Source organism: Oerskovia merdavium, assembly GCF_014836755.1.
Classification (GTDB): domain Bacteria; phylum Actinomycetota; class Actinomycetes; order Actinomycetales; family Cellulomonadaceae; genus Oerskovia; species Oerskovia merdavium.
This window is the reverse complement of record NZ_JACSQF010000001.1, coordinates 186,425-201,416: the sequence shown is the minus strand read 5'-3', so window position 1 is coordinate 201,416 and position 14,992 is coordinate 186,425. Positions and strand designations below refer to the sequence as shown.

The 14,992-nt window shown below is 74.1% G+C and carries 12 protein-coding genes; 5 read left to right on the top strand and 7 right to left on the bottom strand.

Annotated elements, in window-relative coordinates:
- Positions 1–52: 52 nt before the first annotated feature.
- The 4 genes from H9641_RS00755 to H9641_RS00740 all read left to right on the top strand — a co-directional run bounded on the left by H9641_RS00755 (position 53) and on the right by H9641_RS00740 (position 5,604).
- Positions 53–1,489, top strand: coding sequence for a hypothetical protein (locus H9641_RS00755; protein ID WP_191800096.1), 1,437 nt, complete (start codon positions 53–55; stop codon positions 1,487–1,489).
- Between the two features lie 126 nt (positions 1,490–1,615).
- Positions 1,616–3,121, top strand: a complete 1,506-nt coding sequence (locus tag H9641_RS00750; protein ID WP_318244301.1) for a sensor histidine kinase — start codon at positions 1,616–1,618, stop codon at positions 3,119–3,121.
- Positions 3,122–3,234: 113 nt separating this feature from the next.
- Positions 3,235–3,894, top strand: coding sequence for a response regulator transcription factor (locus tag H9641_RS00745; protein WP_191800092.1), 660 nt, complete (start codon positions 3,235–3,237; stop codon positions 3,892–3,894).
- A gap of 237 nt (positions 3,895–4,131) precedes the next feature.
- Positions 4,132–5,604 carry an acyltransferase family protein gene (locus H9641_RS00740; protein WP_318244300.1) on the top strand — a complete coding sequence of 491 codons (1,473 nt, stop codon included), beginning with the start codon at positions 4,132–4,134 and terminating at the stop codon, positions 5,602–5,604.
- Here H9641_RS00740 and H9641_RS00735 read toward each other — a convergent pair.
- Entirely contained in the window at positions 5,516–6,337 is an 822-nt protein-coding gene (locus H9641_RS00735) for an RDD family protein (protein ID WP_191800090.1), read from the bottom strand. The two genes, H9641_RS00740 and H9641_RS00735, sit on opposite strands and share 89 nt — an antisense overlap.
- A 122-nt stretch (positions 6,338–6,459) precedes the next feature.
- Here H9641_RS00735 and H9641_RS00730 point away from each other — a divergent pair, with 122 nt between their 5' ends.
- On the top strand, positions 6,460–7,449 hold the full coding sequence (locus H9641_RS00730) for a stage II sporulation protein M (protein WP_191800088.1): 990 nt from the start codon (positions 6,460–6,462) through the stop codon (positions 7,447–7,449).
- Between the two features lie 3 nt (positions 7,450–7,452).
- On the opposite strand, the gene H9641_RS00725 is transcribed toward H9641_RS00730, so the two are convergent.
- The 6 genes from H9641_RS00725 to H9641_RS00700 form a co-directional block, all read right to left on the bottom strand.
- Positions 7,453–8,667 (bottom strand): winged helix DNA-binding domain-containing protein, encoded by a 1,215-nt coding sequence (locus tag H9641_RS00725; protein ID WP_191800086.1) that lies wholly within the window; start codon positions 8,665–8,667, stop codon positions 7,453–7,455.
- A 405-nt stretch (positions 8,668–9,072) separates the two neighbouring features.
- Positions 9,073–10,365 carry a DUF58 domain-containing protein gene (locus H9641_RS00720; protein WP_191800084.1) on the bottom strand — a complete coding sequence of 431 codons (1,293 nt, stop codon included), beginning with the start codon at positions 10,363–10,365 and terminating at the stop codon, positions 9,073–9,075.
- A gap of 24 nt (positions 10,366–10,389) precedes the next feature.
- Positions 10,390–11,379: an AAA family ATPase gene (locus H9641_RS00715; RefSeq protein ID WP_191800590.1), complete on the bottom strand. Its 990-nt coding sequence runs from the start codon at positions 11,377–11,379 to the stop codon at positions 10,390–10,392.
- Between the two features lie 161 nt (positions 11,380–11,540).
- Complete coding sequence (locus H9641_RS00710) at positions 11,541–12,800, bottom strand: DUF4350 domain-containing protein (protein WP_191800082.1); 1,260 nt, start codon at positions 12,798–12,800, stop codon at positions 11,541–11,543.
- Positions 12,797–13,570 (bottom strand): DUF4129 domain-containing protein, encoded by a 774-nt coding sequence (locus H9641_RS00705; RefSeq protein WP_318244299.1) that lies wholly within the window; start codon positions 13,568–13,570, stop codon positions 12,797–12,799. The genes H9641_RS00710 and H9641_RS00705 overlap by 4 nt, the downstream gene beginning before the upstream one ends.
- Positions 13,567–14,898: a hypothetical protein gene (locus H9641_RS00700; RefSeq protein ID WP_191800080.1), complete on the bottom strand. Its 1,332-nt coding sequence runs from the start codon at positions 14,896–14,898 to the stop codon at positions 13,567–13,569. The genes H9641_RS00705 and H9641_RS00700 overlap by 4 nt, the downstream gene beginning before the upstream one ends.
- Positions 14,899–14,992 lie beyond the last annotated feature (94 nt).

The following is a 14,992-nucleotide window of genomic DNA, read 5'->3' as shown; positions in this document are numbered from 1 at the left end:
CCCTCCCTCCTGCGCGAGGATGTACCCAGCACCGCGCTGACAGGAGAAGACGATGGCGACCGTCCCGAGCGAGCCCACGATCAGCGACCCCGAACGCGCCGAGCTCGAGGCCCTGCGCGCCGAGGTCCAGCGCCTGCGGGCCGAGCGGAGTGCACCCCCACCGTCACCCGGAGCGGCCGTCGCCGCCCCCCACCGCCACTGGGTCCGTTGGACCGCGGTGACGGTCCTCCTGGTCCTGGCCGGGGTCCTCATGCTCGGCTCGGTCCTCGCCCGCTACGTGCGCGGCGAGATCCTCGACACCGACCACTACGTCGCGACCGTGACCCCGCTGGGCTCGGACCCGGCGATCCAGGCGGAGATCGGCACCAAGGTCAGCGACGCGATCCTCGACCGGATCGACCTCGAGTCGGTCACGACCCAGGCACTGACGACGCTCACGCAGAACGCAGAGCGCCTCCCGCCGCAGGTCATGGGTCTGGCCCCGCTGCTCGCGAGCCAGGGCGAGTCGTTCGTCCGATCGACGGTCGACCGCATGGTGACCTCCCCGACGTTCGAGGAGCTGTGGATCGTCGCGAACCGTCAGGCGCACAAGAACCTGGTCTCGGTGCTCACGGGGGAGGGGGAGACGTCCGTCACGGCCGACGCGAACGGCCAGGTCACGCTCTCGCTCGGCCCCATGATCGACGAGGTGACCAAGCGGCTCTCGGCGCGCGGCTTCACGTTCGTCGAGAACCTTCCGTCGATCAACCCGCAGTTCGTGCTGTTCACCTCGGACGACGTCGTCACGGCCCAGCGAGCCGTCGCGTTCCTGGACAAGGCCGCGAACGTCCTGCCCTGGCTCTCGCTGGCGGTCGCGGTCTGCGCGGTGTGGGCCGCGCCGCGCGGCGGTCGTCGTCGCGCCGTGGTCCTGGCAGGCGTCGCGTACATCGTCGCCATGGCGCTCCTCGCGATCGGGATCACGGTCGGGAGGTCGCTGTACCTGAGCGCGGTCCCGTCCGACACCCTGTCGCCCTCGGCCGCGACGGCCCTGATCGACGCGGTCCTCGTCCCGCTGCGCACCTCGTTGCGGGCCGTCTTCGCGTTCGGTCTGGTCGTCGCGCTCGCGGCGTACCTCACAGGGTCCAGCCGGTCGGCGGTCGCGGTGCGCGGGGGCTTCAACTGGGCCGTGCGCGCGGTCAGCCGTGGCCACGCGGGTGACGGTGGGCGCGCGCCGCACCCGTTCGAGATCTGGGTCGCGAGGCTCCGCTGGCCCCTCGTCGGGCTCGTCCTCGCCGGCGCGCTGACGGTCCTGGTGTTCTCGCGCTACCCGAGCGGGAGCACGATCCTCGTGATCGCCCTGGTCGCGGCCGTCCTCGTGATCGCGATCCAGGTCGTCTCGGCGCCCGCGCGCGGCGCGACCCGGGCGACGGTCGAGGGAGAGGCGGGTGCCGCCGTCGGGCAGGGGACCGCCGAGACCCCCGAGGAACCCCCGGTCCCGGCGGCCCGCTAGCGTCCTGCGCACGGGGGACAACCCCCGTGCACGACGGCGGAGCGCACCCTGGGCGCAGAGGCGCGCGTCGGGAAGACTGGTGGCACCGCTCGAACCAGATGCAGGAGCCCTGACACCATGTCTGCTGTGACCTCTTCCCAGCCGCTCGGCGACGCCGGGCCCACCGGCGGCCCTGCCGACCCCACGGGTCCCGTGCCCCCTGCCGAGCCGTCCTCGCCGCCGTCTCCGGGCGGCACGCACCCGGCGTCCGCAGGCGCTGACGCGCCCCCGACGGCCCGCCCTCCCCGCCCGGGGCGGGTCCCCGTGCCCGTCGACCCGCGCTACACGGACCACCGCGAGGACGTCGGCTTCCTGCGCGCGCCGTTCGCGCGCAGCACGTGGCGCGAGTTCGGGTACATCTGGCTCTCGCTGCTCGTCGCGCCCGTGGCCTTCGCCTACGCGATCTTCACGGTGAGCTTCACGGCCGGGATCCTCGTGACGGTCGTCGGGCTGTTCGTGACGGGCGCGCTCGTCCTCGGGGCCCGCGGCTGGGGCGGCATGTACCGGACCATGGCGCGCTCCATGCTGTCGGTCGACGTCCTTGCCCCGGCCCCCTACGAGCGCCGCCGGGGGTTCTGGCGCGTGCTGTGGTCGACCGTGTCCGACGGGCCCGGGTGGCGTGCCCTGTCGTTCATGCTCGTGAGCTTCGTGCTCTCGATCGTGTCGTTCGTCGTGAGCGTGACCTTCTTCTTCACCGCCGTGGGGGCCATGACGCACTGGTACTGGTCCCAGTTCCTCCCGCTCCAGCAGGCGGCCGACGGCACGTGGCACCGCGGCGCACAGATGGGTACCGACTGGTTCGTCGACACCCCGATGCGTCAGTCGGCGCTCGCGGCCGCCGGAGTCGTGCTGTGGTGGCTGTGGCCGCAGCTCGTCCGGGGCTTCGCGCAGCTCTTCCGCCTGCTCACGATCAACCTCCTGGGCCCCACGCGCGCGAGCCTGCGTGTCCGTGACCTCGAGAAGTCCCGCGGTCGGACGGTCGAGGACGCCGACGCCAAGCTGCGCCGCATCGAGCGCGACCTGCACGACGGTACCCAGGCCCGGCTCGTCGCGGTCGCGATGCAGCTCGGAGAGGCCAAGGAGCAGCTCGCCTCGGGCGGCGACGCGACCGAGGCGCTCGAGCTCGTCGACAGCGCGCACGCCTCGACCAAGGAGGCGCTCGTCGAGCTGCGCGAGCTCGCGCGGGGCATCCACCCGCCCGCGCTCGACAACGGCCTCGCGGTCGCCCTGGAGACGCTCGCGGCGCGCTCGCCCCTGCCCGTGACGGTCGACGTCGACCCGCGCGTCGCGCCCTCGCCCGCAGTGGAGACCATCGCGTACTTCTGCGTCGCCGAGCTCGTGACCAACGCCGCGAAGCACGCACGCGCGTCCGGGGTGTACGTGCTCGTCGAGGAGCAGGGCAGCACGCTGCGCCTGCGCGTGCGCGACGACGGGCAGGGAGGCGCCCGGGTCTCGACACCCGACGCCCAGGGGCACCGCTCGGGGCTCGCAGGGCTCGAGGAGCGGGTCCGCTCGGTCGACGGCACGTTGGACCTCGTGAGCCCGGTCGGTGGGCCTACGGTGGTCACCGTGACCTTGCCGAGCAGGGTCTGACCCCGTCCGCTCCACCGGGTCGAGCACGACCCGGAACACGGGACTGCCTGCCTGCCCGCCGGCCGTGCGGCCTCCCGCTCCACCCCGACCCTTGAACACAGAAGAGGTACACCGTGCGGCTCGTCATCGCCGAGGACTCCGTCATCCTGCGCGACGGGCTCGTCGCGCTGCTCACGCGCCGCGGCCACGAGGTGGTCGCGGCGGTCGGCGACGGGGACGCGCTCGTCGCGGAGGTCGGCAGGCTCGGGGTCCTGGGCGAGCTGCCCGACGTCGTCATCATCGACATCCGCATGCCCCCGACCTTCACCGACGAGGGTCTGCGTGCGGCCCTGGCGCTGCGGGAGTCCTCGCCGGGGCTCGGGGTGCTGCTGTTCTCGCAGTACGTCGAGACGCGCTTCGTGAGCGACCTGCTCACGGGCGGCGCTGAGGGTGTGGGCTACCTCCTCAAGGACCGGGTCGCGGACGTGAGCGAGTTCCTCGACGCGCTGACCCGGATCGCCGCGGGGCAGACGGTCCTGGACCCCGAGGTCGTGAGCCAGCTCATGGGCGCCTCGCGCCTCGACGACGGCCTGGGACGCCTCACGCCGCGCGAGCGCGAGGTGCTCGAGCTCATGGCGCAGGGGCGGTCCAACACCGCGATCGCGGAGAGCCTGTTCCTGTCGTACGGCGCGGTCGAGAAGAACGTGACGGCGATCTTCGGCAAGCTCGGCCTGCCGCAGGACGCGGGGGACCACCGGCGGGTGCTCGCGGTACTGAGGTACCTGCGGGACTGAGCGTGACGTGGTGGTACCTGCGGGACTGAGCGTGAGGTGGCGGTACCTGCGGGACTGAGCGTGAGGTGGCGGTACCTGCGGGACTGAGCGTGAGGTGGCGGTACCTGCGTCCGGGGGACAGCCCCCGCACCGGCTCGCTGGATCGCCTCCACGGCCTCGGGGGCGGCTCCCATTCTGGGACGAACCGGGATCTTCAAGACTGACAGGGAACCTGATCCCCGTCTCGAGGAGCATCCCGTGGCCGTCGTCGACGCCCCCTCCGCACGGCCGTCCCGGCCGCTCGCGCCGCCCGCTGCACGTCCCGACCGCACGGCGGACGGCGTCCCTCGCCGCAGCGTCGGCCGCCACCCCGCCCAGGTCTCGGGCAAGACGCCCGCGACCGGACCGCTCGACCGGACGCTCCGCCGTCGGGCTGCCGTGCCGCCCGGCGGCGCCGCCAGGCGCGACGTGTTCGTCGACGCCGTGCGCGCCCTCGCGACCCTCGCGGTCCTCAGCGTCCACTGGCTCATGCCCGAGGCCACGTGGGACGGCGAACGGCTGGGCATCGGCAACGCGCTGTCGCACGGCGGCGCCTGGGCCCTCACGTGGGTCCTGCAGGTCCTGCCGCTGCTGTTCTTCGCGGCGGGCGCGTCGGCGGCGTACCAGCTGTGGCGCGGCACGGGCGGAGGACCCGACGGCGCCGCTCCGGTCGCGACCGCACGTCGCCAGGGCGTCGTCGCGGCCGGGTGGGACGTCGTCCGACGCAGGCTGCCGCGCATCTGGAGGCCCGTCGCGGCGTTCGTCGGTACGTGGGCCGTCGCGGTCCTCGTGCTGCCGGCGCTGGGGGTCTCGGAGGGGGCGGTGCAGCAGGTCGCACGCATCGCGCCCCAGCTCCTGTGGTTCCTCGGGGTCTACCTGCTGCTGCTCGCCGTCACGCCGGCCCTGCTGCGCGCCTACCGGGCGTGGGGGTGGCGTCTGGTCGCGCTCGTCGTGGCCGCACCGCTGCTCGTGGACGCGCTGCGCTTCGGTGCCGGCGTGGACCAGGTCGCGGTCGTCAACGTCCTGCTCGGCTGGGCCGTGCCCTACGTCCTGGGGATCACGTACGTCGACCTCGTGCGCCGAGACGCGCTGCCCTCGCGTCGTGCCCTGTGGCTCACGGCCGCGGCGTCGCTCGCCGCGATGGCGGGCCTCGTCACCGCGGGCCCCTACCCGCTGAGCCTCATCGGGATGCCCGGCGACGCGATCTCCAACCTCGGCCCGCCCACGGCCCTCGCCGTGACCCACGCGGTGCTCCAGGTGAGCGTGGCGCTCGCGGTGCGCGACGTCGTCGTGCGCTGGGCGGGCGGACGAGGCGCGACGCTCGTGACGTGGGTCGCAGCGCGCTCCATGACGCTGTACCTGTGGCACCTGACCGCGATGTTCGTCGTGATCGGTGTGGTGCTGCTCGGGCTGGGCTCGGCGCTGCCCGAGGCGTGGAGCGCCGACTGGTGGGCCAGCCGTCCCCTGTGGTTCGGAGCCGCGGCGCTCGTCCTGGGGGCGCTCGCGGCGGTCTTCGGCCGCTTCGAGGCCCCAGCGGCCCGGACGGCTGATTCCGCGGCGGCCAGGTCGGCCCAGCCCGGCGGGCGGGCCGGCTACGCGGCGGTCAGCTCCGAGGGTCGGGCACCGAGTACGGCAGCCGGTGCAGCATCTCGCCCTGCTCGTGCGCGAGCTGCTGTCCCCGCTGGGCCGTGACCCAGTCCCGGTTGCGCCGCTCGGCGAGCACCGCGCACAGGAAGTCCTCGGGGGGCGTGCCGGGCGGCGGGCCGGGGGCCACGTAGCGCTCGATGCGGCCCGCGAGGTCCTGCCCGATCCGCACGCGCGAGGCCGGGTTGAGCGTGGCCGCGCGGCCCAGGAACTGACGCACCGCGAGGGCCAGGCCGTCCGGGAGCTTGCGCATGTCGGTGTGCACCGCCCAGGCCGCCAGGTAGGGCGGCATGGAGATCGCGGCGTACGTCGGCCTGCCGCCGCGCACGCGGATCGCGTACGTCCCCGCGAGCATGTCGCCCACGCGCTTGCCCTTGTCGTTCGACAGCGACGCGATGAGGGCGACCGAGCCGAACGTCAGCCAGAGCTCGCCCACGCCCACGAGCGCACGGATGAACGCGTGCCGGAAGCGGACAGGGCCGCCGTCGTCGCGCACGACCCGGATCCCCAGGGCCAGCTTGCCGAGCGACCTGCCGCGCGAGAGGGTCTCGACCGTGGTGGGGATGCCCACCATGACGAGGACCAGGATCACGGCCCAGAGCGCCGGGGCGAACTCGGGGCTCACCGCGTCGAGCGCCGACCCGGCCGCGGCGAAGAGCAGGGCGAACAGCACGATCCCGATCGCCGTCAGGTCGATCACGGCCCCCAGGGCGCGCGTCACGAACGACGCCGGTCGTGCGTCGAGGACCACTCCCTCGCCGGTCAGGATGCCGTCTCGCACTCGTGCTCCTCGTTCGTGCCTCGTCGAACCTCGTGCCCCGTCGCGCGGACGGCCACGAAGCGGTCCGGCCCACTGTAGGTCAAGGGCGGTCCCGGAGGGTCCAGGTGTGGCAAGGTTGCCGCGTGGACCTGGATGCCTTCAACGCCGTGCACAGCGCCGAGTGGTCGCGACTCGAGGAGCTGACCAAGAAGCGCTCGCTCGACGGCGCCGAGGCCGACGAGCTCGTCCGCCTCTACCAGTCGGTCGCGACGCACCTGTCCACGATCCGTTCGGCTGCCCCGGACCCGGTGCTCATCACGCGGCTCTCCGACCTGCTCGGGCGTGCCCGTACGCGCATCGCCGGGGCCCACGAGCCCGCGTGGCGTGACGTCGTGCGGTTCGCGACCGTCTCGGTGCCCGCAGCCCTCTACCGGATCCGGTGGTGGACCGTGACGATCATGGTCCTGTTCGTGGGCGTCGCCGTGATCTCGGGGTGGTGGGTCGCCACGAACCCCGACGCGCTCGCCTCGATGGGGACGCCCGCGCAGCGCGAGCAGTACGTCGACGAGGCCTTCGCGAGCTACTACGACCCCGGTGCGGGCTTCGCGTCGATGGTCTGGACCAACAACGCCCGGATCGCCGCGCTGTGCATCGCGCTCGGGATCTCCGGGGTCTTCCCGGCGTACATCATGTTCGCCAACGCGGTCGGCGTCGGGTCGACGGGCGGCATGATGGCGTACTACGGCGAGCTCGACACGTTCCTCACGCTCATCGCCCCGCACGGCCTGCTCGAGCTCACGGCGATCTTCGTCGCAGGGGCCGCCGGGCTGAGACTCTTCTGGGCCCTGATCGACCCGGGGCCGCGCACCCGCGGGCGGGCCGTCGCGGAGGAAGGGCGGGCGCTCTTCACGATCGCGATCGGGCTCGTGGTGGTCCTTGCGGTCTCCGGGATCATCGAGGGGTTCGTGACCGGGTCGAGCATGGCGTGGTGGCTCAAGATCGTCATCGGCGCGATCGCGCTCGCGGCGTTCTGGGTCTACACGATCGTGCTCGGTCGGCGCGCCGTGCAGGCCGGCGAGACGGGGGACCTCACGGCCGACCATGCAGGGGACGTCGCACCCGTCGCGGCCTGAGGCCTACTGCGCTCCTACCGCCACCACGCGCTCGGTCGCCTCGGGGGCCACGAACCGCAGCAGCTCGTCGCCGCGCTCCTCGAGGGCGGCGCGCTGGGTGGGCGTGAAGACGTGGCCGAGCGGGGTGACGTCGAGGTACGCGGCCGCGTCGGGCGTCGTGGCCTGCCGGGGACCGGACCGTCGGACCTTCCACGTCGCGGCGACGTAGCCGTCCACGAGGACCGTCCCGGGCACCTGGCCGTTGACGGTCGTGATCGCCCTGCGCCGCACGTCGTCCACGACGCGCGTGCGGTCGGCATGGCCCAGCACGAGGTTGTCGAACTCCGCGACGAGCGCGAGAGGGGCGGGGGCGGATGCGCCGGGGCGTGGTGCTCCGGGCAGGTCGAGGTACTCCTTGCCCTCGGGCCCGGTGAAGGTCGAGAGCTCGGGTCGCAGGTGCCCGACGACGTCGCGCAGGCCCGTCAGCCCGGACCACCGCTGGGCGTCCATGACGGTGGCGGGGCCGAACGCGGCGAGGTAGCGCCGCACGAGGCGCACGAGGGCCTCGAAGCGTTCTTCGGGGTCTCGCAGCGATCGGCTCGGTCGTTCGGTCCAGGCGTCGGCCGTGGTCCAGGTCGTCGTCGTGCCGGAGCCGCTCGCTCCCCACACCCCGCGCGGCGTGACCTGGACGAGCGGGAGGTAGCAGCGGGCCGTGTAGGCCAGGTGCTGGGGGTGGACGTCGGGCCAGCGCTCCCCGAGGAGCCTGCCCAGGTCGGTCGAGGTGAGCGGCCCCTCGGCCAGGAGGTCCTGCGCGGCCGCCGCGACGTCGTCGAGGTCGGTGCCGACCAGCGCCTTGGCGTGGACGCTGCCCACCCGCACACCCGACTCGAGCAGCGGGCGCAGCACGCCCGGCAGCTCGAGGGCGTCGTCGGCCGTGACGAGGTGGACCGTGCCGCGCATGACCGCGATGCGCGTGACCGAGCGGTCGAGGAACCGGTCCGCGAGGTCGTCGGTGCGGAACCCGTCGAGGCGCGACCACAACCCGGGGTACGGGGTCGTGGGGACCTGCGACTGGAGCCCCACGAGATGGTCGACCTCGGCGAGGGTCGGGGTGCGGGGGCCGACCGGCACGCCCGGCGCCGGGGCAGGGCGCGGGGCCAGCAGGTGCTGGCGCGCGAGCAGCGCGCGGTTGAGGTCGTCGAGGCTGAGCGTGGGCCCGTGGCGGCCGGCGGCGGTCATGGGGCCATCCTGCCGCGAGGGGCCGACGGACGGGAGGTCTCGGCGCGCGTGCCGGGGCGACGCCCGGCCCTCTCCCGGCAGCGGCGCTGCTCGGGCCGGCGTCAGAAGATCAGGAAGCCGAGCGCGGGGATGACGAACGTTGCGGACAGCGCGAAGATCACGATGATCGCGACGCGGCGGTTGCGTGCTTCACGGTCGCGCGAGGTGGCCGGTCGGCGCACGGTGCTGCTCCTCGGGTGGTGGGGCGGGACAGGTACCAGCCTAGACGGCGTCCTGGGAGCGGTGCGACGGGTCGTGTGACGGTGCTGTGACGGCGGGTCTCGCCGGTCCCGACGAGTACCGGCGAGACCCCGGTGCCGTGCTCGTGTCTTGCCGGCGTCTTGCCGGGGCCGGGCGGCCCGGCGGTCACAGCCGCCCGGCCGCCTTGAGCGCGAGGTACGTGTCGGCGAGCCGCGGCGCGAGCTCCTCGGGCAGCCCCTCGACCACCTCGACGCCCTTCTGCGAGAGCACGGTCCGCACCGCCGTGCGCTCGAGCTCGACGCGCGCGGCAGCCGCGGCGTCGTAGACGTCGGCGCTCGAGTCCCTGGCCGCACGCAGGGCCGCGACCTCGGGGTCGGCGACCGAGGCGACGACGACCTGGTGCTTGGAGGTCAGCTGCCCGACGACGGGCAGCAGGCCGGTCTCGACAGCAGCCGGGTCGAGCGTCGTGAGCAGGACCACGAGCGCGCGCTGCGAGAGGCGCTGGTGGACCGAGCCGACGAGCCCCGGCCAGTCGGTCTCGAGCAGCGCGGGCTCGATGGGTGCGAGCGCGTCGGCGAGGGCCGGCATGAGCCGCGGGCCCGCCGCACCTGCGACGCGGGCGCGCACCCCGCGGTCGTACGCGAACAGCTCGACGCGGTCGCCGGCCCTCCCCGCCAGGGCCGAGAGCAGCAGGGCAGCCTCGATGCTCGCGTCGAGCCGCGGCTCGTCGCCGATGCGGGCCGCGGACGTGCGCGAGGTGTCGAGCACGATCAGGACGCGACGGTCGCGCTCGGGTCGCCACGTGCGCACGACCATGTCCGCCCGGCGCGCCGAGGCACGCCAGTCGATCGACCGTACGTCGTCGCCGATCACGTACTCGCGCAGCGAGTCGAACTCGGTCCCCTCGCCGCGCACCTGGACCGCGGCGCGCCCGTCCATCTCGCGCAGGCGGGCGAGCCGGCTCGGCAGGTGCCGGCGCGACGCGAACTCGGGCAGGACGCGCAGACGTCCGGGCACGTCGAGCGAGACCTGGCGGGCCGCGAGCCCGAGCGGTCCCGCGGCGCGGATCGTGACCTTGTCCGCGAGCCGGTCGCCGCGCCGGGTGGGCACCAGCACGGTCGTCAGGCGCGCCGACTCACCGGGGGGCAGGTCGACGGGGTGCCGGTTGACCTGCGGGCCCGCCGAGGGGGCCCAGGCGTCGCGGACCACTGCGCGCAGGCGCCTGCCGGTCAGGTTCGTCACGACGAGCTGCGACGTCGCGCGACCCGTGAGGCGGACCGAGCCCGGGACACGCCGTTCGACCGCGACCCGCCGCGGGGAGGCCGCCAGGGTCACGTCGAGCGCGCACAGCAGCGCCACCACGAGCGCCCAGACCAGGACCGTGCCGTACGAGGGCACGACGAGGACCGCCACCACCCCGAGGGCGGCCAGCGCGACGGCACGCCACGTCAGAGCCATGTCATCCCTTCAGGCTGCCGGCGCTCAGCGCGGGACCGGCACGGAGGCCAGCACCGTGTCCAGCACGCTCTCCGCGGTCACGCCCTCGAGCTCGGCCTCGGGGCGCAGCTGGACGCGGTGACGCAGCGTCGGGTGGGCCAGGGCCTTGACGTCGTCGGGCGTGACGTACCCGCGACCGGACAGCCAGGCCCACGCGCGGGACGTCGCGAGCAGCGCCGTGGCGCCTCGGGGCGACACGCCGAGCGACAGCGAGGGGGAGTGACGCGTCGCGCGGCACACGTCCACGGCGTAGCCGAGGACCTCGCGCGAGACCTGGACCTGGGCGACCTCGGCGCGTGCGCGGTCGAGGACCTCGCGGCCCGCGACGGGCCGCACCCCCGCGGCGGCGAGGTCGCGCGGGTTGAAGCCCGCGGCGTGCCGTGCGAGGACCTCGATCTCCTGGTCGCGCTCGGGCAGCGGCAGGACGAGCTTGAGCAGGAAGCGGTCGAGCTGGGCCTCGGGCAGCGGGTAGGTGCCCTCGTACTCGACGGGGTTCTGCGTCGCGATGACGAGGAACGGGTCCGGCAGCATCCGCGGCGTCCCGTCGACCGAGACCTGGCGCTCCTCCATGGCCTCGAGCAGCGAGGCCTGCGTCTTGGGAGGCGTGCGGTTGATCTCGTCGGCCAGGAGCAGGTTCGTGAAGACGGGGCCCTCGCGGAACGAGAACTCGGCCGTGCGCGCGTCGTACACGAGCGATCCCGTGACGTCGCCGGGCATGAGGTCGGGCGTGAACTGGACGCGCTTGGTGTCCAGGTCGAGCGAGGCTGCGAGCGTGCGCACGAGCAGCGTCTTGGCGACGCCGGGCACGCCCTCGAGGAGCACGTGGCCCTTGCAGAGCATCGCGATGAGCAGGCTCGTGACCGCGGCATCCTGACCGACGACGGCCTTGCCGACCTCGGTGCGCACGGCCGCGAGGGCTGCGCGCAGCTCGTGCGAGGGGCCCGACGGCGCAGCGTGCGCGGGAGCGTCGGTCACGGGCTGCGGGGCGGGCGCCGCGGGTGCCTGCGCCGGGGTGGGCTGGGCGGGAGCAGCGGGGACCGGAGCCCCGTACGCGGGGGGCGTCGCGGGCTGGGCCGGCGACGGCGCGTAGCGCTCGGCGGGCTGCTGATAGGGGTTCGTCCCCTCGGGGTGGTGCGTCACGGGTGGAAGACCTCGCTCTCCAACTGGTCAAGGTGACGTGCGAGCTCGAGCAGCGCTGCGTCGTCGGCGGGTGGTGGTCCGTACAGGAGGTGCGCGACCTGCTCGGCCGGTCGGTGCGTGGCACGGACGATCGCGTCGATCAGGGCCGGGGCGGCCGCCGAGCGGGGAAGTCCCAGGCGTGCGGCCATGCGGTCGGCGCTGTGGGCCCGCAGGCCCGCGGCCGCGTGGCCGCGCGAGCGGGAGCGCCGGTAGAGCCGTCCGCGTCCTCGCGTGGTCTCCGACGCGCGGACCACGACGGGCAGGTCCTCGGTCACGAGCCGTCCCAGGCGGCGCCCGCGCCAGAGTGCCGCGAAGAACGCGACCACGAGGAGCTGGACGAGCACGACCGAGACCCACGGGGGGAGCGTGCCGGTGCCAGCACCGACGTCCTCGGAGATCGTGGCGTCCGTGAGGCTCGGCACGAACCACGTGAGGGTCTCGTGGCGTCCGAGCGAGCGCAGCGCGAGCGCGGCGTTCCCGTCCTCGGTGATGCTCGCGTTGGTGAGCAGGGTCCCGTCGTCGAGCGCGACGACGCGGCGCTCGCCCTCGTGGACGAGGTACGCGCCGGTGTCCGGCGGGCTGTCGTCCCCCGGGAAGCAGACGAGGGAACCGGGCCCGGTCGCGGTGAGCCCGAAGCCCGTGCTGCGGATGGCGCCCGCGGCGACGGCGTCCGGGTCGCTGCACTCCGGGGCTCGGGTGGCGTCGGGAGAAGACCAGTCGTCGGCCAGGGTCGCGGTCCCGCCGGTCGCACCCTCGAGCAGGTCGTACCCGGGCTCGACGAGCACCAGGTCGGCCTCGGTCTCGAGGAGGGCGTCGATCTGCTCGGGCAGGAGGTCGAGGTCCGAGGTCACGAGGAGAGTGGTCCCGGCGAGGGCCCGGGAGACCGCGTCCGCGGTCGTGGTCACGTACGCGACCTCGACGCCCTGGTCGCCGAGCACCTGGGCGAGCGCACGGGCACCGTAGGGGCCCGGGTTGTCGGGGGCCAGGGGCGTGCTGGACACGGCCGGTCGGGACAGGGCCGCGAGGCCCGCGACGATCGCGACGAGGAGCAGGACCGCGAGCGGCCAGCGCACGGCACGCCACCGTCGCCGTGCGCGCGAGCCGGCCGTGGTGCCGTCGCCGATGACCGGGGCGGGCACGTAGGCGGTGGTGACCGCGGACGAGGACGCGTCCGGGGCCGAGACAGGGGGCGGAGGGGCGGCGAGTCCGGTCGTCATCGTTCTGCTCCCGACGTCGAGGACGTCCCGGTCCCGACGGGCAGGTCGCCGGCTCCGTCGGCGGGATCCGGCGTCGGGCCGGTACCGACGGGCGTCGGGCGGGTCGCGAGCGCTGCGGCGTCGAGCTCGCGCAGGGTCTGGTCGGCGGCGGCGCCGACGGACACCTTCCCGTACCGGACGTCGTCGAACAGGCGGGCGCCGCCTGCGAGCCGGTCCGCGAGGGACGGAAGACGCAGGGTCGCCGCGTCGGCCGCCTCGTGGGCCGTGCGCCCGGGGCGCGGGTCGAGGATCACCCGTTCCTCGAGCGAGCGGACGACGGCCCGGTAGCGCTCGACGACGGCCGTGGCCCAGTCGCCGGCCGCCGCCGCGGCGTCGGCCGCCGCGCGCAGGTCGGTGGCCGAGCGCGTGTCGTCCTCGAACACCGTGGCCGACGTACGAGCCCGGCGCGAGAGCCGGACGGGGCCCGCGATCACGTAGGCGATCACCGCGACGACGAGGACCACGCCGACCACGACGAGCGACGCGACCACCGGGTTCACGTCGAGGACCTCGACGCCGTCGAACAGACCGACCAGCCAGTCGATGAAGCGCATGAGCAGGGATGGCTGGTCCTGGTAGACGGGATCGAGCAGCTCCTCCTGGAGCCAGCGGCGGGCCGTGTCGGCGTCGGGAGTCACGGGGACGTCCCCACGCAGCGCCACCGGCAGCTCCAGGCGCGCCGACCAGGCCGCCTGCCCGGCGGCGAGCGACGCGGAGAGCGCCCCGGTCACGCCGTGCCGTGCTCGGCGTGCTCGTTCGCCGCGGCCGTGAGCTCGACGTCGAGTCCCTCACGGCGCATGCGCACGTCGATGTACAGGAGCGAGACGACGCCCGCGAGGAACACCGACGTGACGACCGAGCTGATGATCTGTGCCACCGCGGTCAGGGCCAGGACCCCGAAGGTGTCCGTCACGAGGAAGGTCGTGATGGCCGAGAACGGGTAGACGACGATGCTGGCGATGACGCTCACCGCGATGTAGGCCAGCAGCGAGATCCCGAGGGTGCGCCAGTAGGCGCCACGGGTCAGCGTCCAACCACGCACGACCGCCGAACGGAACCCCTGGCCCTCGAGCACCAGGGCGGGCGGGATCAGGAGCGTCCGGACGATGAACCACGCGAGGAACGCGACAAGTCCGGCGAGCCCGACGAGCAGGAGGACGATCCCGAGCCCCACGCCGACCGTGAAGCCCAGGATCGTCAGCAGCACGTACAGGAACGTCGCCACGTAGACCACGAGGTTGCTGAGGAACGAGAAGCCGATGAGGGGCCACACCTTGGAGCGCACCTGGGCCCAGACCTCACCGACGGTCGCCTTGCGCCCGATGACCGACTGCCCGACGGACGTGATCAGGATGCCGTTGACGATCGGCAGCGCGAGCGCGAGGACGACGCCGGTCACGAGCGACGCCCCCAGGAGCGGGAGCATGTCCGTGAGGACCTGTACGTCGCTGCCGAGCTCCGTCTCGAGCTGGGCGAGCTGCGGCGCGAAGATCCCGGACACGAGGGCTCCGAGCGCCATCCCGAGGATCGTCGCGATCGCGATCACGGTCGCGCTCATCCCGAGCATGACCTTGGGGTTGGAACGGATCGCGCCGAACGCGCCGTCGAAGATCTCGCCCAGCGTCAGGGGGCGCAGCGGGATGATGCCGGGCTTGTTCGCGGGCGGGGCGTAGGGCATTCCGGCGAAGGCCGGCGGTCCGTAGCCGGGCTGCACCGGGGCGCCGTACTGGGGGGCACCGTACTGCCCCTGCTGGCCCTGCTGTCCGTACTGGCCCGGCTGCCCGTACTGCGGCTGGCCCCAGGCGTTCGGCGCGGGCTGGCCCGGCTGCGCGGGCTGGCCCGGCTGCGCGGGCTGGCCGTACTGGCCCTGCTGGCCGTACGGCGTACCGGGCTGCGTCGGCTGGCCGTACTGACCGGGCTGTCCGTACTGCGGCGCACCGGGCTGGACGGGTGCGCCGCCACCGGGCGTGACCGTGCCCTCAGGGGGCTGCGGTGCGCGCTGGCCGTAGCGCGGGGTGTCGTCCGGTGCTGGCGTGCCGGCGTCGTCGGGCGTCGTCATCTGCTCTGCTGTCCCCGCTCGGTTCTGTGGGGCCCGGAGGCCTCGTCCTGGTGCGGCCGTGCACGGCACTGCGGCAGTGCCCTGCGTGGTCGCG